Below are 24,470 nucleotides of genomic sequence, written 5' to 3' on the forward strand. Positions count from 1 at the left end.
ACGGAAGCAACTGCTACAAAAGTAACAAAAAAACAACTCGTAAATCCCAAAACTTGCACAGTTTTTTGGTTTTTACGAGTTATTTTTAATGTTCAAACAATATTGATTTATTTTGTTAACACGAAGAATATTGGCAGCGCCTTTTCAATAGAAAATAATCCAGTAATACTTAGTATTTCTAATAAAATGACTATTTCTGAATCTTTTTATGTCGGATATGCTTCCAATTATTCCGACTTTTAGAAGAAAGTAGTTTTTCCAGAAATTTCATCTTGTTTGTGGGACCACCTAAACTTTTTATTGAAACAGAACCGTCACATTTGCTATCGCACGCACTGTTCGTCCATTTGGATATGAAAGCATTAGCTCTAGCTTATGTTGACCAACTTTTGATAGAACTTCAGGATTCAAAATAGTGATTTCAGGACGATCATTTTCTTCTATATGGGTCTGCTCAACAAAATCAAATGGATCATAAGGTTCTCCTAAAACAATCTCAACCCTCCGGCCAACAGGAAATGCATCTTGTATTGGTATTTGCGTTTCTTTATATTGATCATACAATGTAGAATCGATCAAACTTCTCCAATTCTTTGGCATTTTGTCATACTCTGCAGAGGTCCAATACTCAACATTTAATTGTCGATCAGATGTGTCATCACGTGTATTGCCAGAAACATACGTTGACTCTCCTTTAAAACCTTCAGAAGCTTGATTCATGATCAATAGCTCTCTCCGGCGGTTGGCTGGAATATTGTGATAATTGATAAATTGATTATCAATAAATACTCCATTATATACGTTGTCCTTTCCAGTATGCCGATTATACTCTATCCCAATCGCGTATTTATCCTGCCACTCTTTAAAATCAAACACGTTATTTGCTACTAGCCAATTCGATAACTCCGCTACTTGACCTTGATCAAAACTATCTCCTAATCCAAATTCTGGTGTTTCATACATAATAATACCGGTATTACGTAGATAATTATTCATGATTGTGATGTTACGTCCTGATTTGAATTTAAATCCACCATAAGGTCCATTGTGCAATCCACGAACGTGATTGCCTATAACCTGTACATTCTGTGATCCTCTTAGATAGATGGCATGATCACCTACCACACCATATCGATCCTCGTTCTCGTACATCTGCTGGAAGAAATTATCTTTTATCAAAACATTCTTCGAATTACTATATGAATTGACACCACAAGAAAGATAGTTTTGTTCGTTATGTTCAAGAGACATTTGCTCAGACTCCAACGCAGATTGTAGACGATTGATGGTTTTGATAATCTCAGGATTGCTAAAGCTCTTGATTGCCTCTAACTCATTGATCCGTAATCCAAATAGATTATCTGTAATCTGTACGTTTTCCATATACTCATATCTTCCAACCGTCGAAAAACCACCAATATAGATTGCCCGATTTTCTGTATCTGGCGTGGCATGTTCATGGTCTCTCATAAATATATTATTTTGCATAGTTGCCCCATTGGATGTCTGTAGGTTGATCGGATACAAAGAGACAGGATGATAAAACACATTATCATTGATGGTAATGTTATTTGCTAAACGTGTAAAAATTCCTACTCCATCGAAAAACAATGAATGAATCTCAATATTGTGGCTTGTCTGGTAATTTTCATCTGACAAATAAACGTTTTGTCCTGTTTCATTTTTCAATATCGTTGGATTTTCTTCTTCTCCTTTGATCTTGAGACCGCTTCTTAACACCACATTTTTATTGATGATATACGTATCAGCTGGAATATATAACTGTTTTGTTAAAGAATTGGTGTGATCAATAATCGTTTGTAATTGATCTGACTGATCTTCTAAACTCTCACGTCGCAACGCGTGCTCCCCAAAAATCGTCTCATCTGTTGCATCTAACCATTCGGTGTGCTGAGCCGGAAAAGTTTTTTGGCCCTCTAACTCATTCGTTGCTTCTGCGTTTATATTTGCTGGTATGCTTATTACAAACAGAACCAGAAAACATAACATCATTTTTAGTTGTCGTTTGTTCATTTGTCTCTCCATTCTTTTTAGCTGTGATTGGCTATCGTTCTAAACAGGAAGTATTTTTGGCGTTAGGTAACTTTTGTTTCAATACACTATAAAATAACGAACGATATCCATTTGTAGATTAGCAGATAAATAAATAGTTTTGCACTCAATAATTTCATTCACAGGTGAAATTATTGAGTTCTTTCGCAAAAAAATAGTTGAGCAACAGTTTTACCTTAAAAGACCCGACTAAATTTCTCTAGTCGGGTAACAGTCCTATTCGTTATAAATTATCACTTGAAACTTGATAATCCTTTTCTATTTTCTTTATCAATTATCGGGGTTATCTTAAACTCTTTTTCACCATACACCCGATGCATCGTCCACTGATCAATGAATGGTACCGCTAGATTCATGACAACAATCGCTACGCCGATTCCCCCTGGCAAATCTAAGACGATTCTTAAAACGGCACATAGTAAACCACAGCCGATAGCGAAATAATACTTCCCTTTATCGGTTGCAGGTGAAGTCGTATAGTCTGTTACCATGAAAACAGCTGCCATGATCAATGCTCCACTAAGCAAATGAGCTGTAGCAAAGCTGAAATTAAACCCACTATAAATCAAAATCGCTAGATAGAAAGAGCTTAGGGTTAATAAAGGAACGAATGGATGGATGATTTTTCGCACGATCAAATAGCCCCCAGCAATCAATAAAAGCAGTTTACTTGTTTCCCCCATTGGACCGCCTAGATCAATCCCTAAGAAAAGTTTCCACCATTCAGGTGTGGTCGCGCTGATTTCTCGAGAAAAATGACCAAGTGCCACAAGTGGCGTCACAGTTGTGATTACATCTGGTCCTGGTGCGATCCAATTAGTGATCCAAGGAGATAAAAAGAGCTTTAGAAGGACTCGTGCTGCTACTGCGGGATTGATCCAGTTCCTTCCTAACCCGCCTCCTAGATGCTTTACAAGGACGATAGCAATAAAATCCCCAACTAGTACTGTCCACAATGGTGCACTAGTAGGCAATGTCAAAGCTAACAGCCAACCTGTGATCACAGCAGTCAAATCGTTGACTGTGATCGGTTGTTTACTTGCTTTTTGGATAACCCCTTCTAGTAAGACACATGTGATGATACTGGTAATGATCATCACTATCGGACGCCCACCAAAAAAGTAAGTAGCACCAATCGTTGGAAATATAAGGGCAATCAACACTTGTTTCATTTTCCATTGGCTTGTCCAATCATTACGGATATGCGGACCATTAATCGTTCCGTTTCCTAGATATTTCGTACTCATCCTTTTGCCTCCATGATCTGATTTTTTACTGCTCTGATATCTTTTAGTAAGTCGATTTTTGAAGGGCAGATAAATGAACAAGCACCACATTCTAAACAATTCAACACGCCTAACTGTTCGGCTGTCTGAAGATCCTGATGACGGTACGCTTGACTGATCAAGATCGGATGTAGACCGATTGGGCACGCATTCACACACTCGCTACATTTGATACACCTTTGTTCCTTGGGGATAATTGCCTCTGCTGCAGACAATGCTAAAATCAAATTAGTCGTTTTTGTGACTGGTTCATCTAATGATTGGATAAGTTTCCCCATCATCGGACCACCATTCAATACCTTAAGAGGTGACGACACAAATCCACCACACGCAGCAATCAATTCCTCTACTGGTGTGCCAATTCGTACTCGTAGATTTTTTCCTTCTTTGATCGGTGTACCTGAAACTGTTACTACCCGTTCGAAGGATGCGACCTGCTTCAACGCAGCACTAAAAATACTATGTATCGTCGCTACATTCAAGGTGATCACTCCGACATCAAAAGGGAGCTTGCCTTTAGGTATTTCTTGAGATAATACATGCTTGATCACTAATTTTTCCGCACCTTGAGGATATAGGTCCCCTAGAATATGTAACTGGATTCTTGGATCAATCAGATATTTATGTAAATGTTCAATCACTTGTACAGATGATTTTTCGATCGCAATCCTTGCTTTTGGGATTTGATAAGTATCCAGAATCATTTGTATACTCTTGATCATTTGTTCGGTATCTTCAATCAATAATCTTCTATCACTAGTAATGGATGGTTCACATTCTGCTGCGTTAATGATCAAGGTATGGATCTTTTGTTCTTCTTGAGGTAGTAGCTTTATGTCAGTTGGAAAACCAGCACCTCCCATCCCTATGATTCCTGCATTCGCAACGATGCTATGTAAATCTTTATTTTTTGTATGTAATAATTCTATACGATCAGAAAAGTCATTTTCTATAATGACTACTTTAGTCAACTGATGATTGACCATACGCTCCTCGATTTTTTTTACGACTCCTGCCACTGAACTATGTACATTGGCAGATATTCGTCCATCTTTTTCTCCGATGAGTGTCCCAATTGCCACTTTATCTCCTACTTCAACAACAACTTTAGCAGGTTTTCCAAGATGCATAGACATTGGTAAAATAATTTTCTTTGGTGGCGTTAGTTTCTCGATGGCTTGTTGTGCTGTATGTTTATTTTTATCAAGATAGACGCCATTCAACCTTTTTTTTACTATTAATTTCATTTTCATTCCCCTAACGATAGATAAAAAAGTAATAAATCAAACCGATTGCTACTAATACTAATTGCAAACCTAATCCGATCCATTCATATTTTTTTCGATAACTAATTTTTTTCATTTCTCCCCCTACAATAACAATTATTTTTTTATATAAAACAGTTGTTTCATTACTCTCATGAACATGAACAAAACAGTATATATTCGCCATACTCCATTAAATCATATGATTTAAAAGTGAAATCTTTTACTATTTCCGTTTATACAAAAGTAAATAAAATAACCATTTGTAACAAATATAATAACACGATACAACGTAATATAAAAGATTAATTTATAAAAATTTTCATCTTATCTTTTTTACTAAATGACAATAACAAAAAAATTCTAACTCATGGGTTGCTTTGAGTTAGAATTTTTTATTGATTTGATTGCGAGAAATAATTTGGAGGACTACCTTTTACCAAGTCCTGATTGCCAAAAATTATTTTGTGGAACGTAACTATCTATCCTGTAACAATATGCTTACAAATCGTTACTCCACCGCTTGCTTTTCCACATTTTGATGATAGGGACTCTGTTCAAACAACACCTTCCCATGTGAAAAATATAATTCAGCGTCTAAACATTGCCTGTCGTTAAGTAAATCAGTTATGACATTCGCTAATTTGATTACCGCAATTCGATCAAATGCGGTGATCATCGATTGTCCAATTGCTAAATTATCTAAAACAATACTTCTATAGTCGGATAAAGTCGGACAAAACGTTTCAACAAAAGATTCGATTGAACTCACTGAACGGTTCAATAAAAAATGCATAGGATGGCTATTCATATGTTTCAAAAGATATTTTTTATTATTCGTTAAATCAAGTTGATTAGCAATACAAACATCGATTTCATTTGTCAAAGATAGTTCTCTTGTGACTTTACCTGTGATGGTATCGTCAATTTGGATGAACGTTACTTTTTGATGAGAATGTCCAGTATCGACGATCCGATCAATCACTTTTGTTACGCCGTTGATAAATGTATCTGAACCTACTGTATAGTCACCACTTGGGTAATCAAGATAGTTGGATACTGGTACAGTGATTACTGAAAGCCCATGGCTACGTAGCTCATTTGCAAATACAACACTCGAAGTCCCACCTAATAATACGAAGGAGTCGTAATTTTCCTCTTTTATCAATTGAATAAATGGATAGTTTACATGGTTAGTTTCTGAACATAAATAGGAGCAATCAAATAAATGCCAATGATTTACATTTTGATCCAGCTTTGTTTGGATATATTGTTCTTCAGAAAAATTGATTGCAAATAATTCGATTTCTTGTTCAGGTATGGAAAGCACAAGCTGTTCCACCAACCGCTCTCCCCCTTTTACATAGCCTTCTATTGATAAAATACCAACTTTTTTCGCCATATTCGTTTTCCCCTCACTGTATTCTTTCATTGAATTTCCATACTAAGTCAGTTCCAACAGCTATCTTCCTCAGACAGTAGTAATTTCTCATGCCGATCAAATAAATAGCAGCCCGATGTAATCGGTATCATTTAATCGTAAAATTTTTTGGAAAAGTCACTTAATTTTGCGATTTTCATATGATAGACATAGTTTCCTTCCGCTATTTTCTATTTAAGTAAAATATACCATATTTATTCCAATATAGCATAGAGGTTTTTTTATTGGTAGAGAAAAGTATAGGAATACTAAAATAGAATCAATTGCGACAGAACAAATTCTGATATTTTTGTATCACGGCAACAGCTAGAAATCGAGGAAGACAAAGACATATCTTCTCTTGGTGATCATTGAATCTGGCTTTAAATCTATTTTCAATCAAAAAAATAGACCACAAGTTTGACTTATAGTCTATTTATATCGTTCGATAGCTCAAAATAAAACAGCTTTAAACTTATTGTACCTTCAGCTGTAACAGGTATATTTTATTGGTAGCAAACAATTAGAGCTGTTTCATGTTGAATGATCCAACATAGAGTGAGATAATGTGCTTTTCATTTAACAAACGATCGATCGTTTTGACAGATCAGTTAAAAAATTTTCAATAAATAAATCTGTTCCTTCTTTTGTCAGTTCATTCGCTTGACTAAACTTTTCTTTTACATTTATTTTGATTTCTTTGAGGGTCTGTTCCTTTGTCAGAAGATCGAAGATATATGTCGCTACTTCATTCTCCAATAGAAAGATGCCCTCATCTGATGACAAATAGATTGTGTTTCCTAATTTTTCATAAGCGATTGTTTTGTTTAACTTCATTTCTTTTCTTCCCTTCCTTTAACTCCATAACCAATAGTTCTACTATTGATCGTCTTCTTTTAACAGTCATTCTTCGAAATTGATGGTGTTCTGAATATTACTTCACATGGACTAACTTTTCAAAAGCATTAACCCTATTACTTGTTCTCATTCCTTATTCCAAAGATAAGAGTCCCTTTATTCTTGGCAGGTGATTGATTCTTGCTTTTACTTTACATCGTAAAGTAATCAAATGCGAATAAGTAGTAGTTATCATCTCAAAACGTTATGTATACACATAATATTTCCTATATAAATAAGGGCTATCCGTCTTATCTGATCTTATTCATCGTTAACTTACAATTGATTATTGTGAGGCAAATCATAAACGAAATCATTTGCCTCACAATAAGGGGATTTTTAGGAAACTAAAGTTAGTCTATACAAAAAAGGGGAGTTTTTTAGTGTACTAACTTCGTTTCTACCATAAAAAAGAACGGTGTAAGCTTTGGTCCATTTGTTAAGCTACTAGAACGATTACATGACTTCACTTTAGTATACGGTCATCTAATATGCTTAGAAACTCTTCTCAGATCCTTTGAGCTAACTATCACTGTCCTCCTCTCTAGCATTTAGGAAAAAATTTCACTTTTTTTCCTAACATTAGTATAACGCGATTAATGTAAAAGTCAATATTTTTGTTAGGAAAAGTTAGGAATAAGCTTTTTTATTAAACAGCTTATTCATACTATTTTCATGGATTGCAGGATTTTAGACACTGAATTAAGGAGTAACTAGCTACCCTATTATTGAAACACTCACAAATTTTAGGAAATGTTTTAGAAAAAGGTTTAGGCGGATTGTTTCCAGACTTGATATTTACCTTATCGATTTTTTTGCAAAAGTTTAAAAACATTAAAAACATAACAATAATCTTCAAAAATTATGGTTTTAATGCTTTATATTGAGTATAATAATTTGAAAGATATCCTTATTTTTTCTCTATTTATTTATTATTTCACGCTATATTTATATATTTGATAGGCAAATCATAATAGCAAGAATAATTTATCTAACTCGTAAATGGTACTAGTTATTTGTTTCTATCATTCAAGAAAACGGAGGAAGGAAAACTGATGAAGAATTATTATTCAGTCAATGAACTTGCAGAGATTCTAGGAGTAACCACTCGTTCTGTACGAAATTATTTACGCGAGGGAAAACTACAGGGGATAAAGGTTGGAGGAAAATGGAAATTTTCAGAAGAAAATCTGTCAGAGTTTCTACAGTTCTCCCTTAAAAATAAACCAAGTTTCGTAGGAACTGACCAACCAATAAATAGTGCAGTAGTCCTAAAATTCTACCTTCAGTACGAAACGTTGGAGTCATTGCACCAATTTAGAGATTGTATGATCAAGTATCATCAAGATGTTTATTCAAATAAAGAAGATCGTTACTTTTTTTATAATGTCTTAGATGACACCTACGCGGAATTTATTATTAGCGGGAATTTTAACTATGTTCAAAGTTTTGGTACTTGGTTCAATGAAGCTGTTTTAAAACGAACGGATATCTCATTGACCGCACCAAAATAAAGCAGTGTAAGACATTTTTGTTAGTTGATGTCTTACATTGCTTTATTTTTTTAAATCAGCACAGTGATCATACTACCCCCGACAATCAAGGCTAACCCGATCAACGTGTATCTTAATTCTTTTTTGCTCTTCTTTTCGTGCAAAATAACCATACCACCTAATGTTGAGATCACTACGTTCAGTTGCGTGATGATATAGGCAGTAGCTACTCCATTGGCATTAGCTGAAAATATATAAGCAAATGCTGCTAAACTAAAAATGACTCCGACGATCGTTGCTTTCCAACTTTTTCCATCTCCGTACGCTTTTGGTTGCTTCAAGACGACGTAAATAGCCGCTGCTAAGAAAACACCTAACATTTGTGGAAAGAAGATAGCTACACCGTCTGCATTGACTAATTTAGGTAATGCACTGTACACCCAATAACCAATACTCGTAGAAGCAAGAATCGAAATTCCTTTAGTTATCCCACCTTGTTTACTTCCCCCATCAGTTACTGCTGTTAGTGCAGAACCAATCACTAGCAAGACGATCGCTACTCCGCCAATCACTTTTCCTGTTGTTCCTGCCCATTCGCCAAAAGCAAAAACACCGATCAGTGACGTTCCAACAAGTTGCATCGCAGTGGAAATAGGCATTGTTTTTGATACGCCGATCAAATTGAACGTGGTGTATTGTCCGATTTGGCCAATGACCCAAAACGCCCCCGATAAAAGACTGATCAAAAATGTAGTAATCGAAATACCACCGGGTGACATGAACAATTGAACAACTAGACCAACGAGTAATGCGCCAATACCCGTACCTAATATTTCATTAGTGGGACGCCCACCGATTTTTTTCAAAACCAGTGGTTGAATCCCCCAGCCAATCGCTGGTATTAATGCAATTAAGATTCCCATCAATCAATACCTATCCTTTCCCACCTTGAAATGAAGGATAAAGCGTCATACCACCGTCTACAAACAACGTAATACCTGTAACGTAGCTTGATTCATCTGAAGCCAACCAAGCAGCTGCAGCGGCAACTTCACTTGGTTTTCCGATCCGTTCCATCGGGATCATACTTTCTGTTGTCGCTTTTTGTTCTGGATCATCAAACTTTTCGGCATTGATCGGTGTTTTGATCGCTCCTGGTCCGATACTATTGATACGTATTCCTTCAGGCGCATACTCCATCGCAACACTTTGAGTGAATAGTTTTACCCCACCTTTTGAAGCGGCATAATGTGAGAAAGTCGGCCATGGGATTTGTTCATGGACAGAGGAAAGATTGATAATACTTCCTTTTACTTTGTGTTTTTTGAAATAATTGATCGCGGCTTTTGTTCCTAAGAACACGCCAGTAAGGTTGACTTGCATCACAGTTTCCCATTCTTCCAAGCTTAATTCGTGTGTAGGTTTTTGGTTCTCAGTGCCAGCATTGTTGACCCAAACATCCAACTGACCATAGGCTTCTATAGCTTGATCAATCAAAGTCTGCACGCCTTCTTCTGTTCCCACATCCGCTTTGACAGCTATTGCTTGGCCCCCAGCTTCTTCAATCGCTTTAACTGCTTCTTCGGCTCCCTCAGCATCCGAATGGTAATTTACGACTACTTTCATCTTCTCTTCTCCAAAACGCTGAGAAATGGCTGTACCGATCCCTTTGGACCCACCAGTCACTACAGCTACTTTCTGTTCTAATTCTTTATACATAGAAGACACCCTTTCTTTTATCACATTAATAACAGATATTTTAAAACATTCGTTATTAGCTATAAAGACAGTGTACACTACGCAGTGTAGGTGAAAGCAAATCATACGCACTAAAAAATTCTTTCCAAAAAAAGAAAGCCCTTCAGTTATCCTGATTGGGCTTCTTCCTTATTCTCGAATACTACATTTGCTTATTCAACATGTTCAAAAAAATCAGCAGTTACTTGTTCGTCTGCTTTTAATTGCTCGATCAAAGCTTCTGCTCCATCAAACTTCACTTGATCTCGGATAAACTCGTGCCAACGAATGTAGACATGTTCACCATAGATATCTTGATCAAAATCTAAAATATACAGTTCGACTGTCAATTCACGTCCATCGCCAAATGTATCATTATGTCCGATTGATCCCATCGCTGGGTACCACGTCTCACCGATTTTGATTTCACAAACATAGACACCCACTTTTGGTAAATGAACGGTGCTTTTAACTTTGACATTGGCTGTCGGGAATCCTAATAAGCGACCACGTGCGTCCCCGTGGATGACCACACCGTCGATTTCATAAATATATCCTAGCAAATGGGCCACCCTCGCGACATCCCCAGCATCCAAGTCTTGACGAATCCGTGAAGAACTGATTTTTTCCCCTTCTTGTTGCTCTTTTGGTACAGTGACTACTTCAAAACGACCTTTTGCATAACCAGGGAAATGAGGGACATCCGCAATTTCTTTCGGACCATACGTATAGTCAAAGCCAGAAACAGCATACTTAGCATTTAGTCCTACAATATATTGATCAACGAAATCTTGAGGGGCTAAGTGGGCAAATGCAGAAGTAAATTCAATTTCGTAAAGATAATCGATACCAAGTTCTGCCATTTTTTCTTCTTTTTGTTCTAACGTAGTCAAGTATTTGACGTTACTTGGATTGATTTTTTTAAAGACGATTGACGGATGTTGATTAAATGTCATCAATGCCAATTTCAGACCCTCTCTTTGAGCAATTTCTCGCCCTGTTTCAATCACTTTCTGATGTCCTAAATGAACTCCGTCAAAGAAACCTAAGATCAATACGACGTCTTCTTTCGGAATTTGAGAAACTTGATAAGGGTGTCTGATTTTGATGATTTCCATTTTTACATTAAACCTCATTTCTTAAAACTTTACTTGGTTTTAACTTATTTTTTTCTTTTGGATTTGGTTGGTAGATACTCACTACTTTTCCTTGATAAAAAAGAGCAATTTCTTCTGATGGCATCTCTGATAAACCAAATACTTGGTAATCTAAACGCATACCATTCTTGACTTTCTGCCAAACTGTATCGTCGATATCGACCTGTTTGAACTTTGTTACACCCGTTTCAATGGGTAATAAATACTCTTCGATCGTACCATTCTCCATATATGATGCTACTTCAGCTAAAGTAATTGCTTGGGATTCATTCATGCCGGCACTCGCTGTTCTCGTCAAATCTGACATATGTGCAGGATAGCCCAACTTACTCCCCGTATCTACAGCCAATGTCCGGACATAGGTACCTTTCCCACATTCGACTTCAAACCGCCACGAAACGGTCCCTGCTTCTTTTGACCAGTGGATTTCACTCGTTCGTTCAAAACGATAGATCTGCGCCTTGCGAACAGGTCGTTCCACTGTTTCATTATTTCGAGCATATTCATATAAACGTCGACCATTGACTTTCACAGCCGAGTACATCGGAGGAATCTGTGTGATCTCACCGACAAAAGCAGCCATTGCTTCATCTATTTGGTCCTCTGTCAACACTTCGGTTACAGCCCGTTGTTCGACGATTTCTCCTGATTTGTCTTCAGTCGTCGTACTGTAGCCAAGGGTGATTTCTCCTTTGTAGGTCTTCCCCGAATCCGTCAGATATTCAATGACTTTAGTGGCTTTACCAATACAAATTGGAAGAACACCATCTACATCAGGATCTAATGTCCCACCATGTCCGATTTTCTTTGTATGTAAAATTTTTCGTAATTTGAATACACAATCGTGGCTAGTCATGCCGCGTTCTTTCCATAAAGGTAATAAGCCTTCCATCTTTTGTTCTCCATTCTTTTAAGTATTAACTGAATTATTATAACACATCGGATCAAAAACTGACGGGATTGATCCTTAAATGTACGATTATTTTGTTTTAGAAACATAAACGTAACAAAAGTTCACACTGTTGTAAATAGAAAGATGGTATTCTTTTTGTAAAGGAGGGAGCACCTATGGAAAATCTTTTCTTTGCACCTTTTGATTGGTTATACGGATGGTTATCTGGTAGATGATCGGATGATTCTTTGATCAGTCAATTCTTATATTTTGCTTTTATGATGAAACATGTTTTCCCCAAAAGCGGACAATTCAGCGATGATCATCTGCTACGAATACAACGAAAAAATTCGGAAATGGCTTCTTCTATTTTTGGATTCTTTCGTTGTATTTCGTTTGGCTCTCTAGTGTCGAATGAAAATAGACAAAAAAAACAGGGAGGATACAGTTATTGTATCCTCCCTGTTCGACCATTGATACGAACGAGTTAACTCGCTAGAACATTAGTCTTTGTTTAAATTACGCAATAATTCATCGATATGATTACCATATACAACTGATTCGTCTAGCTCAAACGTCAATTCAGGTGTTTTATAAATACTCATGTTATGTCCTAATTCACGACGAATCAGTCCACTTGCTTTATTCAACCCTTCTTGCGCTTTTTTCTTATCTGAAGCTAAGTCTGATAAAAGGCTATAATAAATCGTTGCTTGTTGCAGATCACCCGTGACATGCACATCTGTGATCGTTACATTTTCCACACGTGGATCACGTACCTTTTTGCGTAAGATATCATTCACTTCTTTTAAAATTTCTTGACCGACTCTGCGGTCACGATAGTTAGCCATAATGAGCGGCCTCCTTTTTTTAAATTAGTCGACTTTGATTTCTTCCATGATAAAGCCTTCGATAACATCGTCTACTTTAAGATCATTGAATTTCTCAACCATTGCTCCACATTCAAAGCCCATTTTCACTTCTTTGACATCGTCTTTGAAGCGTTTCAAGCTTGCTAATTGTCCTTCGAAAATGACGATGCCATCACGAATGACACGCACACCGCTATCACGACGAATGTAACCATCAGTGACAAAGGCACCAGCGATCGTTCCAACTTTTGATACTTTGAAGGTTTCACGGACAGTCATTTGACCAGTGATTTTCTCTTCAAACTCAGGATCTAACATCCCTTTCATCGCAGTTTCGATTTCTTCGATGGCTTTGTAGATGATACGGTGAAGACGGATATCCACTTCTTCTGTATCTGCTTGGATTTTCGCTTGTGGTGTCGGACGAACATTGAAACCAATGATGATCGCATTACTTGCCGCAGCAAGCGTCACATCACTTTCATTGATTGCTCCAACAGCTGAATGGACGATCTTGACACGTACGCCTTCAACGTCGATCTTCTTCAATGAAGCAGCTAGTGCTTCTGCTGAACCTTGTACGTCAGCCTTGATGATGACATTGACTTCTTTTAATTCGCCTTCTTTTAAGCTTTCAAACAAGTTGTCTAATGTCACACGACTAGTTGCTGCACGTTGTTCTAACATCGCACGTTTGCCACGTTCTTCACCCGCCGCACGAGCTGTCTTCTCGTCTTCAAAGACAACAAAACGATCGCCTGCTTGAGGTACATCATTCAATCCTGTGATTTCAACTGGTGTTGCTGGTCCAGCTGTTTTTTCACGGCGTCCTAAGTCGTTGACCATTACACGGACACGACCGTATGTGTTTCCGACAACGATTGGGTCTCCAACATTCAATGAACCTTGTTGAACAAGTAATGTTGTCACAGGACCTTTTCCTTTGTCTAATCGTGCTTCAATCACTGTACCGATCGCACGTTGTGTTGGATCAGCTTTCAAGTCTTCCACTTCAGCGACTAAAAGAATCATTTCTAATAGTTCTTCGATGTTTTGGCCGAATTTTGCTGAGATTTCTACAAAAATCGTTTCGCCACCCCATGCTTCAGGAATCAATTCATATTCACTTAATTCTTGCATCACATGTTGTGGGTTTGCACCTGGTTTATCGATTTTGTTGACTGCAACGATGATTGGTACACCAGCTGCTTTCGCATGGTTGATCGCTTCTACAGTCTGTGGCATTACGCCATCATCGGCGGCAACAACTAAAATCGTGATATCAGTGATACTTGCACCACGCGCACGCATACTTGTAAAGGCCGCATGTCCTGGTGTATCCAAGAATGTGATTGGTTTGCCATCAATATCGATTTGATACGCACCGATATGCTGTGTGATACCACCGGCTTCTCCGCTTGTTACGCGAGAATGACGTAAGGTATCGAGTAAAGTTGTTTTCCCATGGTCAACGTGACCCATGATCGTTACAACTGGCGGACGTGAAACTAATTTTTCTGGATTCACTTCATCCGCTTCAAAGAATTTGTCGATATCCGCGATATCTACTTGGATTTTTTCTTGTGGTTCCATACCGTAGTCTGTTGCTAACAATTCGATCGTATCTTTATCTAATGCTTGGTTTTGATTGACCATCACACCTAGCATAAATAATTTTTTAATGATCTCTGCTGGTTCGCGGTGAATTTTCTTCGCGATATCTGCAACATTCATACCTTCTGTATACTCTAATACTTCAGGTAACTCACGGAATTTACGTGGTGGGACTGCTGGCTTGTTTGACGTTTGTTGTTTGCCTTTTTTCCCTTTTTTGTTGAAACGATTGCGGTTGTTATTGTTGAATTTGCCGCGATTGTTATTATTGTTTCTATTTTGGCCGCCTTGGTTTGCTCCTTGACGGTTTTGGTTACTGCCCTGAGTGTTTCCTTGGGCAGTTCCCTGACGGTTTTGGTTGCTACCTTGGCTGTTTCCTTGGGTAGTTCCCTGACGGTTTTGGTTGCTACCTTGGCTGTTTCCTTGGGTAGTTCCCTGACGGTTTTGGTTGCTGCCTTGGTTGTTACCTTGGCGATTTTGATTATTGTTTTGAGTAGTTCCTTGACGGTTTTGATTGTTTCCACCTGTCTGATTACTCTTATTCTGATTTGTTGATTGGTTTTTTCCTTGATTCACTTGACCGCTCCCTTGACCGCGATCTTGATAGTTGCGGTTACTTTTATTTTTTTGTTGGTTCGATGGTTCGTTTGTTTTCTTTTGGTTACTTGGCTGTTGTCCGGCTGGTTTTTGGTTTGCTTTTTGTACTGGTTGCTTTTTCTGCTGTGGTTGGTTGAACGCTTGTTGCAGTTTCTTTTCATCTTGTGTGCTGACTGCACCCATGTGATTTTTCACATCGATTCCAAGTTTCTGCGCTTTATCAACGACCTCTTTACTAGACTTGTTCCATTCTTTCGCTAGTTCATAAATTCGTTTATTGCCCATGCAATCACCTTCCTAACCTTCAATTAGCTCCTTGACCTTTTTTGCAAAGCCGGTGTCCGTGATTCCTATCACTTTCCGAGGTTTACCGATCATCTGCGTGATTTCTTCCTCAGAAAACAGCTCAAAGCAAGGAACTTCGTAGTACGAACTCTTATCTTTGATTTTTTTTCTGGTATTCTCACTGGCATCACTTGCGACGAAAACGATCTTGGCTTTTTGGCGACGGATGTCTCCGATCGTCAATTCTTCACCTGTGATCATTTTCCCTGCACGCATCGCTAGACCAATAAGATTCATGGCTTTTTGCCGATTCATTCCATTCATTCGCCAAATAGCTCTTTTCGGGCTTTTTGGTGAGTGACGTAATCTAATAGTTCTTGATAAAATTCATCTGTTAGCTTAGCTTCAAGTACACGATCCAAGAGATGTTTATCCCAAGCTTGTTGTACTTCCTCCGGCTCAAGTGAGACATACGCTCCTCGTCCAGGCATTTTTCCAGTAGGATCGATCGATACCACACCTTCTTTTGAACGTGTGACACGAATCATCTCTTTTTTTGGTTTCATTTCACCTGAAACCACAGATTTGCGTAAAGGGATCTTCCTTTGTTTCATCTCTTTGCCTCCTTCACTAGCAGTTAAATTTCTTCTTGTTCAGTTACTTCGGTTGTTTCGTCTTCAAATGCGATTGTTTGATATTCATCATCTGTCAAATCTGATTGGATGATTGCTTCATCGTGTAATTCTTCAGAGATCGCTGCTTCTGCCTGAGCTTTTTTCTCATAGAATTCAGTCATGTCTGACTCTGATTTGATGTCGATTTTGTGGTTCGTCAATTTGGCTGCTAGACGCGCATTTTGTCCGCGTTTACCGATTGCCAATGACAATTGATAATCCGGCACAACGACCGTACAAGCTTTTGGATTTTGTTCGTCAAAAATGACATCCACGACTTGTGAAGGATTCAATGCGTTCGCAATGAACACCGCAGGATCTTCATCCCACTCGACGATATCCATGTTTTCGCCCTTCAATTCATTCACGATTGCTTGGACACGTTGGCCTTTAGGACCGACACATGTGCCGACAGCATCGATATTCGGATCAGTTGAGCGAACAGCCACTTTTGAACGATCGCCTGCTTCTCTAGCAACGCTGACGATTTCAACAAGTCCATCATAAACTTCTGGTACTTCTTGTTCGAACAAGCGACGCAAAAGATCAGGATGACTACGGCTAACAAAGACTTGAGGGCCTTTTGATGTATTCTCAACACGTGATACATATACTTTGATACGATCATGTGGTTGATAAAATTCATTTGGCATTTGGTCTTGTTTTGATAGGACTGCTTCGATTTTACCTAAATTGACATAGATATAACGTTTGTCTTGACGTTCAACGATCCCTTGCATAATGTCTTTTTCATACGCACTGAATTCGTTATAGATGATTGTGCGTTCTGCTTCACGTACACGTTGCAAGATGACTTGCTTAGCTGTTTGGGCAGCGATACGACCGAAATCTTTTGGTGTGACTTCAAAACGGATCTTGTCACCGATCTCGTAAGCAGGATTGATCAACAAGGCGTCTTTCAAAGATACTTCTAATTGTGAGTCCATCACTTCTTCGGTGACTTCTTTCACTGCATAGACATGGATCTTGCCTTTTTTTTGTTCAAATTCTACTTCTACGTTTTGTGCTTGCCCATAATGGCGTTTGTATGCAGAAACTAACGCAGCTTCTAAAGCGTCGATCACGATTTCTTTTGAGATTCCTTTTTCAGCCTCTAAAGCATCTAACGCGTTCAACATTTCTTTACTCATTCTTCTGTTTCCTCTCCGTGATTAAAATTGGATTGCTAAGCGAGCTTTGGCAATATTCTTACGGTCAAAAACAATTTCTTTTTCCCGTGTCTTTATGCGTATCTTCAATGTAAGCTGTTCAGCATCAAATGATTGGAGAAAACCTTCGTATTGTTTTTCTCCGTCAACTGGTTGATATAAAGACACATGGATATACTCTCCTCGTGCTTTTTCATAATCTGCCTCTTTTTTCAAAGGGCGTTCTGCGCCTGGAGATGATACCTCTAGGAAATATGCTTGTGGTATCGGGTCTGGCTCTGTCGTATCAAGTTTCTCACTTAATTTTTCACTGACAAATGCGCATTCTTCAATGTCGATTCCGCCTTCTTTATCTATAAACACCCGTAAAAACCAGCTTTTTCCTTCTTTGACAAATTCTACTTCTACTAGCTCAAACTTTTGTTCATCTAAGATCGGTGTCACCATTTCTGTGACTGTTTCAACGACGCTACTCAAAGATTTCGCCTCCTTAAAATTAGATCCGTAATTCCATTAAAAAGAGTGAGCGAAAATTCCGCTCACTCACAGTTAGTATCATTACCTTAAATAACTATAACATAAATCACTCTAAATGACAAGCCATATCATTAGAATCAACTGGCAACCAGCTTTACTAATCTTTGCTTTCATTTTGATTCATTTTCATTTCTCACGTTGACTTTTATAACATATCAAATAACGATAATTGATTTTCATCAGGTAAATCTTTCAAGACACCATTTTCTGTCATATACTCGATCAACGTCTTCGAGACTTTCCCACGAGTTGCCAAGTCTTCTTTGGATAAGAAAGGACCATCTTTTCTAGCTTCGACGATTTGTTTCGCTACGTTGGCCCCTAAACTTGGTACCGCACGAAATGGCGCAATCAGCGTGTCTCCTTCGATCACAAAGTTTACTGCATCGGATTTGTATAAATCGATCATTCCAAATTTCAAGCCACGTTCTAGCATCTCATTGGCTAACTCTAAAACTGTCAACTGATTCTTTTCTTTTACAGAAGCATCTAACCCTTTATCCGTGATTTCCTTCATCGCCTCTTTCACTGCTTCTTTTCCTTTGCACATAGCGACAAGATTAAAATCATCTGCACGAACGGAAAAATAGGCACAGTAATACAATATCGGAAAATAAACTTTGAAATAAGCAACCCGTAACGCCATCAAGACATAAGCAGCCGCATGGGCTTTCGGGAACATGTATTTGATTTTCGAACAAGAATCGATGTACCAGTCAGGTACGTTATTTTCTTTCATTGCGGTCAAATACGTTTCACGTAATTCGTCAGGGATCTTATTCCATAATCCTTTACGCACCGTCTCCATGATTTTGAACGCCATCCCACTATCTAAGCCAGCATGGATCAAATAAACCATGATATCGTCACGACAGCCGATTACTTCAGCCAGCGTTGCATCCCCACGTTTGATCAATTCCTCTGCGTTCCCTAACCAAACATCCGTACCATGAGAAAGACCAGAGATCTGCAATAATTCCGCAAAAGTCGTTGGGTGTGTTTCCTCTAGCATCCCACGAACGAAACGTGTCCCAAATTCCGGTATCCCTAATGTACCTGTTTTAGAATAAATCTGTTCTTGTGTGACTCCCAAGACTTCGGGTCCAGAAAAGATCCGCATGACTTCTGGATCATCGGTTGGGATTGTTTGTGGATCAATCCCAGATAAATCTTGCAACATCCGGATCACCGTTGGATCATCGTGTCCCAGGATATCAAGTTTCAAGACATTGTCATGGATCGAGTGGAAATCAAAGTGGGTCGTTTTCCATTCTGAATTCTGATCGTCTGCCGGATATTGGATCGGCGTGAAATCATATACATCCATATAATCGGGGATAACAATGATCCCCCCTGGATGCTGTCCGGTCGTTCGTTTGACCCCAGTAGCACCTTTGGCTAAGCGATCCACTTCGGCGCTGCGGTAATGCAAGTTGTGGTCACGTTCAAACCCTTTAACGAATCCATACGCCGTTTTATCCGCAACAGTACCGATCGTTCCCGCACGATAGACATATTCTTCGCCAAACAATACTTTCGTATAATGATGGGCTTCTGCTTGATAATCCCCTGAGAAGTTCAAATCGATATCGGGTACTTTATCGCCATGGAAACCTAAGAATGTTTCAAACGGAATATCATGCCCATCTTTATTTAAACGAGCGCCGCATTTTGGACATTTTTTCTCAGGCATATCAAATCCTGAACCATAAGTTCCATCTTCATAAAATTCCGAATACTGACAATCTGGGCAATAGTAATGAGGTGCCAATGGATTAACCTCTGTGATCCCGGTCATGGTTGCGACGAAACTAGAACCAACCGAGCCACGAGAACCAACTAAATAGCCATCTTCATTACTTTTATGCACTAACTTTTGTGAAATCAAATAAATCACTGAGAAACCATTACCATTGATCGAATCCAGTTCTTTTTTCAGACGCTTTTCTACGATATCCGGTAATGGATCACCATACATTTGTTTTGCCTTCGTATAACTTAGATCTGTGATTTCATCTTCCGAACCAGGGATTTTAGGCGTATATAATTCATCTTTAACTGGCACGACTTCTTCACAGATATCTGCAATCTTATTGGTATTTTCAACTACGATTTTTTTTGCTAAATCTGTCCCTAAGAAGGTGAAAGCAGTGAGCATCTCATCCGTTGTTCTGAAATGCACTTCAGGCAAACTGTGACGATTCAATGGATTGGCTCCCCCCATCGAATTGACCAAGATTTTACGATAGATCGCATCTTCTTCATTCAGATAGTGGACATTTCCTGTTGCTACAACGATTTTATCTAATGATTTGCCGATTTCTACTAAGTTACGAATGATTTCTTCTAAATCATGTTCATTTTTGACAAGCTCTTGCTCCAGGAGTGGTGCATAGACAGCTTTAGGCATGACTTCGATATAGTCATAAAATTTCGCCCGATTACGTGCTTCTTCTACCCCTTTTTGCATCATAGCTTCAAAAATCTCACCTTTGTCACAGGCAGAGCCAACTAACAGATCTTGTCGGAATTTTTTCAGTTGTGATCGGGGGATTCGTGGCACACGTTCAAAATAATCGACGTTGGACATCGAGATCAATTTGAACAGGTCTTTTAATCCAGCTTGGTTTTTCGCCAGTAATGTGACATGGAAAGGTCGCGCCCGTTTGTAAGAATCACCCTCACCTACATGGGCATTCAACTGATCGTGGTAATACATTTCGTGGTTTTCCATCGCTTCTTTGATAAATATCCAAGCCAGATGTCCGGTTGCTTCCGCATCATAAATCGCGCGGTGATGCTGTTCCAAGCTAACACCGAATTTTTTGGATAGTACACCTAAACCAAACCGTTTGAATTGTGGATATAAATAACGAGCTAGTTCTAAGGTATCTATAACTGGATTAGCTGCTTCAGGGATGTTGTATTTGGCATAACTTGTATTCAAAAATCCCATATCGAATGCCGCATTATGGGCAACTAGGATCGCATCTTTTGAGAATTCCAAGAATAAGCGTAAAACTTCTTCCTCAGATTTTGAACCGCGAACCATTTCATCCGTGATTCCTGTCAAATCAATGGTTGTTCGTGATAAGGGATGTCCAGGATCGATAAATTCATCAAAACTTTCAATGACATTTCCTTTATACATCTTAACAGCAGCTAACTCGATGATCGTATCATAAACAGCAGACAAACCTGTTGTCTCCACATCAAACACGACATAAGTGGATTCACTCAATGAATCATGGGCGTCATTATACGCAATCGGCACTCCATCATCGACCACATTCGCTTCGACACCATACAAGATCTTCACACCAGCTTTTTTCCCTGCACTATGTGCCTCTGGAAATGCTTGTGCACCGCCATGGTCAGTGATTGCAATTGCTTTATGTCCCCACTTACCTGCTTGTGCCACAAGATCTGCAATATTGTTCGTCGCATCCATGGTACTCATATTACTATGAAGATGTAATTCGACACGCTTTTCCCCTTCAGGAGAATAATCTTTACGTGGTGCATGTTTAACTTCTAAGATGTCTTGAGCATTCATCACTAGGTCACGAACAAAGGTGTCTTCTTGGACACTCCCACGAACTTTCAGCCAACTACCCGTACTGATTGCTTCAAAGATTTGTTCATCTTTTTCATTATTTGAAAACTTTTTGACGATAAATGAAGAAGTGTAATCTGTGATCTTCAATGTCAAAATCTTACGTTTTGAACGAAGCTCGCGTACTTCTTTGTCGAACACGTAACCTTCGATCGTTACCCGGCGTTCCTCTTCCAAGATATTGATCATCGGTGTGATAGGCTCATCATTCGGGATATTTCTACCTAGTTGGATCGGCCCGTCAAGCGCTGGTAATTGCTCTTTGCGCTCTTTTTTCTTTTGTTCATGAACAATCAAGCTTTCAGCCGCTTGTTTCATAAACGCCTCAGCCTGTTCTTGTCGTCTTTCTTCAAAAAGCTTTAGGACTCTTTCTGCTTGTTGCTCATCAACTTCTGGTTCGATCCGAAACTTAGGAAAGCCGTAACTAACAAATAACTGTTCTACTAATGGCAGATATTGTTGTTTAAGATAGCCGATCGCTCCCTCACCATCAACAGGCAAAATCACCTTATGATCTTTGATCGTTGGCACTTGCGTCTTTAATACCTTTTGTACTAAAGGCGTATCGCATTGCTGACTCTCCAGTGCTTGCGACCAATAATCCTGTAAGAGTTGTTCATCAAATGTTTGATCCGCTGCTTGAACTGTGATTTTCACCTCAGCAATTTCTTTGAATGCAAGTATGACATGTTGCACCAAAGAGCGATAAAGCATCACAGGCAAAATAGCTGGAAAACGTAACGTAAACTCCCACAAACGAGATTTACGATGGACCACCACCTGTTCCATTTCACCAGCAGAAATAAGCGGATGCGCTTTTTCTGTTTCTTCTAATTGGATCTGCTCCAATAATTTCTCAAATAACTCTCGTTTTTCTGACAAAAATATACGCCCTTTCTGTCAAGACCAGAAATCATTCCATTTCCGACCCTTACTTTTCAATACTATCTAGTATAACCCTTTTTAGGGAAATTTTCATCAAGGTTGTGAGAAAAGCGCTTTGACCTGAGCAGTAAGATGGAAAATCAGAAAATGGCTTTTCATATTTTTTGATTTTCCATCTTAATGTTGAAGGTTAGCTTTTCGAACACCGTTCATTAACTGAAGAAAAGGAAATGAAAAAGTCGCTTCCGTCTTTTAAAAGACTGATACGACTTTTCCACTCTTGCTTATTCGCCTTGATTCAATAAAATCGGTAATGTATTCACAAGTTCTTCTTTCCGAACTTCGACCATTTCACCTGTTTTTTTGATTTTCACTTCGACGATGCCATCTACTGCTTTTTTACCGACGGTGATACGGATTGGACATCCGATCAAATCAGAATCAGCAAACTTAACACCGGCACGCTCATTGCGATCATCAACAAGTACTTGATAACCGGCTTCGTTCATTGCTTTTTCCACTTCATTCGTCAAGTTCGTTTGGAACTCATCTTTTAAGTTCATTTGTACGACATGCAAATCAAATGGTGCAATGCCTTTTGGCCAGTGAATACCGTTTTCGTCTGCATTTTGTTCAACGATTGCTGAAAGTAGACGGCTCACACCGATACCATAACAACCCATGATCACGTGTTTTTCACGACCATTTTCATCAAGAACAGTAGCACCCATTGATTCACTGTAACGTGTCCCTAGTTTGAAGATATGACCGATCTCGATTCCTCGAGTGAAGGCTAATACGCCATTATTATCTGGCGAAGGATCGCCTTCTTGGACAAAGCGTAAGTCTTCATATGCTAGAACATTGAAATCACGTTCTGGATTGACATTGATATAATGGTAGCCAGTTTCATTCGCTCCCGCAATCGCGTTTGCCAGATCTTGAACATGACGATCCGCATAGACTTTGACCTCTTCAGCTACACCGATTGGTCCAACTGATCCAAAATCAGCGCCTAAATAGTTTTTCGCTTCTTCTTCTGTTGCTTCTTCTAAGAAATCTGCACCTAAGAAGTTTTTCAATTTCACATCATTGACTTCATGATCGCCGCGAACTAAAACTAAAACAGGTTGCTCATCTGCTGTGAAAAGTACAGATTTGATGATTTTTTGTGGTTGAACGTCAAAGAAAGCTGCAACCTCTTCGATGGTTTTCACATCTGGTGTTTCTTTCTTTTCCATTTCCAATTGTGTTTCATGGGATTTTTTTGGCACATAGTAGCTCGTCGCCATCTCTAAATTTGCTGCATAGTCACTTTCTGTTGAATAACAAATCGTGTCTTCACCAATTTCTGAGATCGCCATAAATTCTTTTGAGTCTTTTCCGCCCATCGCGCCACCGTCACCGATGATTGCACGGAACTCTAGACCACAACGCTTAAAGATCTCTGTATAAGCTTTTTCGTAATCTTTGTATGTTTCATCCAAACTCTCTTGAGAAGCATGGAAAGAATAAGCATCTTTCATGATAAATTCGCGTCCACGTAATAATCCAAAACGAGGACGTTTTTCATCACGGTATTTTGCTTGGATCTGATAAAGATTCAAAGGTAATTTTTTGTATGAATTGACTTCATCACGGATCAATTCTGTAAATGTTTCTTCATGTGTTGGTCCTAAGATCATCTGACGATCGTTGCGATCATTCAAGCGATATAAGTTGGGACCGTATGTTTCATAACGACCAGATTCTTGCCATAACTCAGCAGGTAAAATCGCTGGCATCAACATTTCTACTGCGCCGATTTTTTCAAATTCTTCGCGCATGATCGTTTTTAATTTTTCTAATACACGATTTGCAAGTGGTAAATAAGAATAGATTCCAGCCGAAACCTGACGAATGTAACCGGCACGTAGTAAGATTTGATGACTTAATACTTCCGCATCATTTGGAACTTCTCTTAATGTTGGAATCAACATTTTTGATTGTCTCATTATATAA

The 24,470-nt window shown here is 38.7% G+C and carries 17 protein-coding genes and 2 pseudogenes; 1 reads left to right on the top strand and 18 read right to left on the bottom strand.

The window, feature by feature from the left end; translation table 11 throughout:
• Positions 1-297: 297 nt before the first annotated feature.
• The 5 genes from EM4838_RS07915 to EM4838_RS07935 all read right to left on the bottom strand — a co-directional run bounded on the left by EM4838_RS07915 (position 298) and on the right by EM4838_RS07935 (position 6,881).
• Positions 298-2,034: a glycosyl hydrolase family 28-related protein gene (locus EM4838_RS07915; protein ID WP_071866239.1), complete on the bottom strand. Its 1,737-nt coding sequence runs from the start codon at positions 2,032-2,034 to the stop codon at positions 298-300.
• A gap of 272 nt (positions 2,035-2,306) precedes the next feature.
• Complete coding sequence (locus tag EM4838_RS07920) at positions 2,307-3,320, bottom strand: RnfABCDGE type electron transport complex subunit D (RefSeq protein WP_071866238.1); 1,014 nt, start codon at positions 3,318-3,320, stop codon at positions 2,307-2,309.
• On the bottom strand, positions 3,317-4,606 hold the full coding sequence (gene rsxC, locus EM4838_RS07925) for an electron transport complex subunit RsxC (protein ID WP_071866237.1): 1,290 nt from the start codon (positions 4,604-4,606) through the stop codon (positions 3,317-3,319). Before rsxC ends, EM4838_RS07920 begins: the two co-directional genes overlap by 4 nt.
• Positions 4,607-5,135: 529 nt before the next feature.
• Positions 5,136-6,026, bottom strand: a complete 891-nt coding sequence (locus EM4838_RS07930; RefSeq protein ID WP_071866236.1) for a 6-phosphofructokinase — start codon at positions 6,024-6,026, stop codon at positions 5,136-5,138.
• 597 nt (positions 6,027-6,623) lie between these two features.
• Positions 6,624-6,881 (bottom strand): hypothetical protein, encoded by a 258-nt coding sequence (locus tag EM4838_RS07935; protein WP_071866235.1) that lies wholly within the window; start codon positions 6,879-6,881, stop codon positions 6,624-6,626.
• A 1,115-nt stretch (positions 6,882-7,996) separates the two neighbouring features.
• On the opposite strand from EM4838_RS07935, the gene EM4838_RS07940 reads away from it, so the two are divergent.
• Positions 7,997-8,455 (top strand): helix-turn-helix domain-containing protein, encoded by a 459-nt coding sequence (locus EM4838_RS07940; protein ID WP_071866234.1) that lies wholly within the window; start codon positions 7,997-7,999, stop codon positions 8,453-8,455.
• Between the two features lie 50 nt (positions 8,456-8,505).
• Here EM4838_RS07940 and EM4838_RS07945 read toward each other — a convergent pair whose 3' ends face one another.
• The 13 genes and pseudogenes from EM4838_RS07945 to EM4838_RS08000 form a co-directional block, all read right to left on the bottom strand.
• On the bottom strand, positions 8,506-9,357 hold the full coding sequence (locus EM4838_RS07945; RefSeq protein ID WP_071866233.1) for a GRP family sugar transporter: 852 nt from the start codon (positions 9,355-9,357) through the stop codon (positions 8,506-8,508).
• Between the two features lie 10 nt (positions 9,358-9,367).
• Positions 9,368-10,153 carry a glucose-1-dehydrogenase gene (locus EM4838_RS07950; RefSeq protein ID WP_071866232.1) on the bottom strand — a complete coding sequence of 262 codons (786 nt, stop codon included), beginning with the start codon at positions 10,151-10,153 and terminating at the stop codon, positions 9,368-9,370.
• Positions 10,154-10,344: 191 nt separating this feature from the next.
• Positions 10,345-11,289, bottom strand: a complete 945-nt coding sequence (gene ribF, locus EM4838_RS07955; protein ID WP_071866231.1) for a riboflavin biosynthesis protein RibF — start codon at positions 11,287-11,289, stop codon at positions 10,345-10,347.
• Between the two features lie 7 nt (positions 11,290-11,296).
• On the bottom strand, positions 11,297-12,220 hold the full coding sequence (gene truB / locus EM4838_RS07960; protein WP_071866230.1) for a tRNA pseudouridine(55) synthase TruB: 924 nt from the start codon (positions 12,218-12,220) through the stop codon (positions 11,297-11,299).
• 503 nt (positions 12,221-12,723) lie between these two features.
• Positions 12,724-13,071, bottom strand: coding sequence for a 30S ribosome-binding factor RbfA (gene rbfA / locus EM4838_RS07965; RefSeq protein WP_010735198.1), 348 nt, complete (start codon positions 13,069-13,071; stop codon positions 12,724-12,726).
• A gap of 24 nt (positions 13,072-13,095) precedes the next feature.
• Positions 13,096-15,486 (bottom strand): annotated as a pseudogene (infB, locus tag EM4838_RS07970) (translation initiation factor IF-2); the annotation flags it as partial.
• Positions 15,487-15,495: 9 nt separating this feature from the next.
• Positions 15,496-15,588, bottom strand: a pseudogene (locus EM4838_RS17160) (translation initiation factor IF-2 N-terminal domain-containing protein); the annotation flags it as partial.
• 12 nt (positions 15,589-15,600) lie between these two features.
• Positions 15,601-15,912 (bottom strand): YlxQ-related RNA-binding protein, encoded by a 312-nt coding sequence (locus EM4838_RS07975; RefSeq protein ID WP_010735196.1) that lies wholly within the window; start codon positions 15,910-15,912, stop codon positions 15,601-15,603.
• The gene (rnpM, locus tag EM4838_RS07980; protein WP_010735195.1) at positions 15,909-16,202 is read right to left on the bottom strand and encodes an RNase P modulator RnpM; all 294 of its coding nucleotides are present in this window, start codon (positions 16,200-16,202) and stop codon (positions 15,909-15,911) included. The genes EM4838_RS07975 and rnpM overlap by 4 nt, the downstream gene beginning before the upstream one ends.
• Positions 16,203-16,225: 23 nt before the next feature.
• Entirely contained in the window at positions 16,226-17,413 is a 1,188-nt protein-coding gene (nusA, locus tag EM4838_RS07985) for a transcription termination factor NusA (RefSeq protein ID WP_019723218.1), read from the bottom strand.
• A gap of 21 nt (positions 17,414-17,434) precedes the next feature.
• Positions 17,435-17,908: a ribosome maturation factor RimP gene (gene rimP, locus EM4838_RS07990; RefSeq protein WP_010735193.1), complete on the bottom strand. Its 474-nt coding sequence runs from the start codon at positions 17,906-17,908 to the stop codon at positions 17,435-17,437.
• A gap of 205 nt (positions 17,909-18,113) precedes the next feature.
• Positions 18,114-22,466 (bottom strand): PolC-type DNA polymerase III, encoded by a 4,353-nt coding sequence (locus tag EM4838_RS07995; protein WP_071866228.1) that lies wholly within the window; start codon positions 22,464-22,466, stop codon positions 18,114-18,116.
• 287 nt (positions 22,467-22,753) lie between these two features.
• On the bottom strand, positions 22,754-24,463 hold the full coding sequence (locus EM4838_RS08000) for a proline--tRNA ligase (RefSeq protein ID WP_010735191.1): 1,710 nt from the start codon (positions 24,461-24,463) through the stop codon (positions 22,754-22,756).
• Positions 24,464-24,470: the final 7 nt, after the last annotated feature.

This window comes from Enterococcus mundtii (assembly GCF_002813755.1).
Taxonomy (GTDB): domain Bacteria; phylum Bacillota; class Bacilli; order Lactobacillales; family Enterococcaceae; genus Enterococcus_B; species Enterococcus_B mundtii.

Coding starts and splice junctions, on each gene's coding strand:
- EM4838_RS07915 (WP_071866239.1), bottom strand. CDS start 2,034: ATGAACAAACGACAACTAAAAATGATGTTATGTTTTCTGGTTCTGTTT.
- EM4838_RS07920 (WP_071866238.1), bottom strand. CDS start 3,320: ATGAGTACGAAATATCTAGGAAACGGAACGATTAATGGTCCGCATATC.
- rsxC (WP_071866237.1), bottom strand. CDS start 4,606: ATGAAATTAATAGTAAAAAAAAGGTTGAATGGCGTCTATCTTGATAAA.
- EM4838_RS07930 (WP_071866236.1), bottom strand. CDS start 6,026: ATGGCGAAAAAAGTTGGTATTTTATCAATAGAAGGCTATGTAAAAGGG.
- EM4838_RS07935 (WP_071866235.1), bottom strand. CDS start 6,881: ATGAAGTTAAACAAAACAATCGCTTATGAAAAATTAGGAAACACAATC.
- EM4838_RS07940 (WP_071866234.1), top strand. CDS start 7,997: ATGAAGAATTATTATTCAGTCAATGAACTTGCAGAGATTCTAGGAGTA.
- EM4838_RS07945 (WP_071866233.1), bottom strand. CDS start 9,357: ATGGGAATCTTAATTGCATTAATACCAGCGATTGGCTGGGGGATTCAA.
- EM4838_RS07950 (WP_071866232.1), bottom strand. CDS start 10,153: ATGTATAAAGAATTAGAACAGAAAGTAGCTGTAGTGACTGGTGGGTCC.
- ribF (WP_071866231.1), bottom strand. CDS start 11,289: ATGGAAATCATCAAAATCAGACACCCTTATCAAGTTTCTCAAATTCCG.
- truB (WP_071866230.1), bottom strand. CDS start 12,220: ATGGAAGGCTTATTACCTTTATGGAAAGAACGCGGCATGACTAGCCAC.
- rbfA (WP_010735198.1), bottom strand. CDS start 13,071: ATGGCTAACTATCGTGACCGCAGAGTCGGTCAAGAAATTTTAAAAGAA.
- EM4838_RS07975 (WP_010735196.1), bottom strand. CDS start 15,912: ATGAATGGAATGAATCGGCAAAAAGCCATGAATCTTATTGGTCTAGCG.
- rnpM (WP_010735195.1), bottom strand. CDS start 16,202: ATGAAACAAAGGAAGATCCCTTTACGCAAATCTGTGGTTTCAGGTGAA.
- nusA (WP_019723218.1), bottom strand. CDS start 17,413: ATGAGTAAAGAAATGTTGAACGCGTTAGATGCTTTAGAGGCTGAAAAA.
- EM4838_RS08000 (WP_010735191.1), bottom strand. CDS start 24,463: ATGAGACAATCAAAAATGTTGATTCCAACATTAAGAGAAGTTCCAAAT.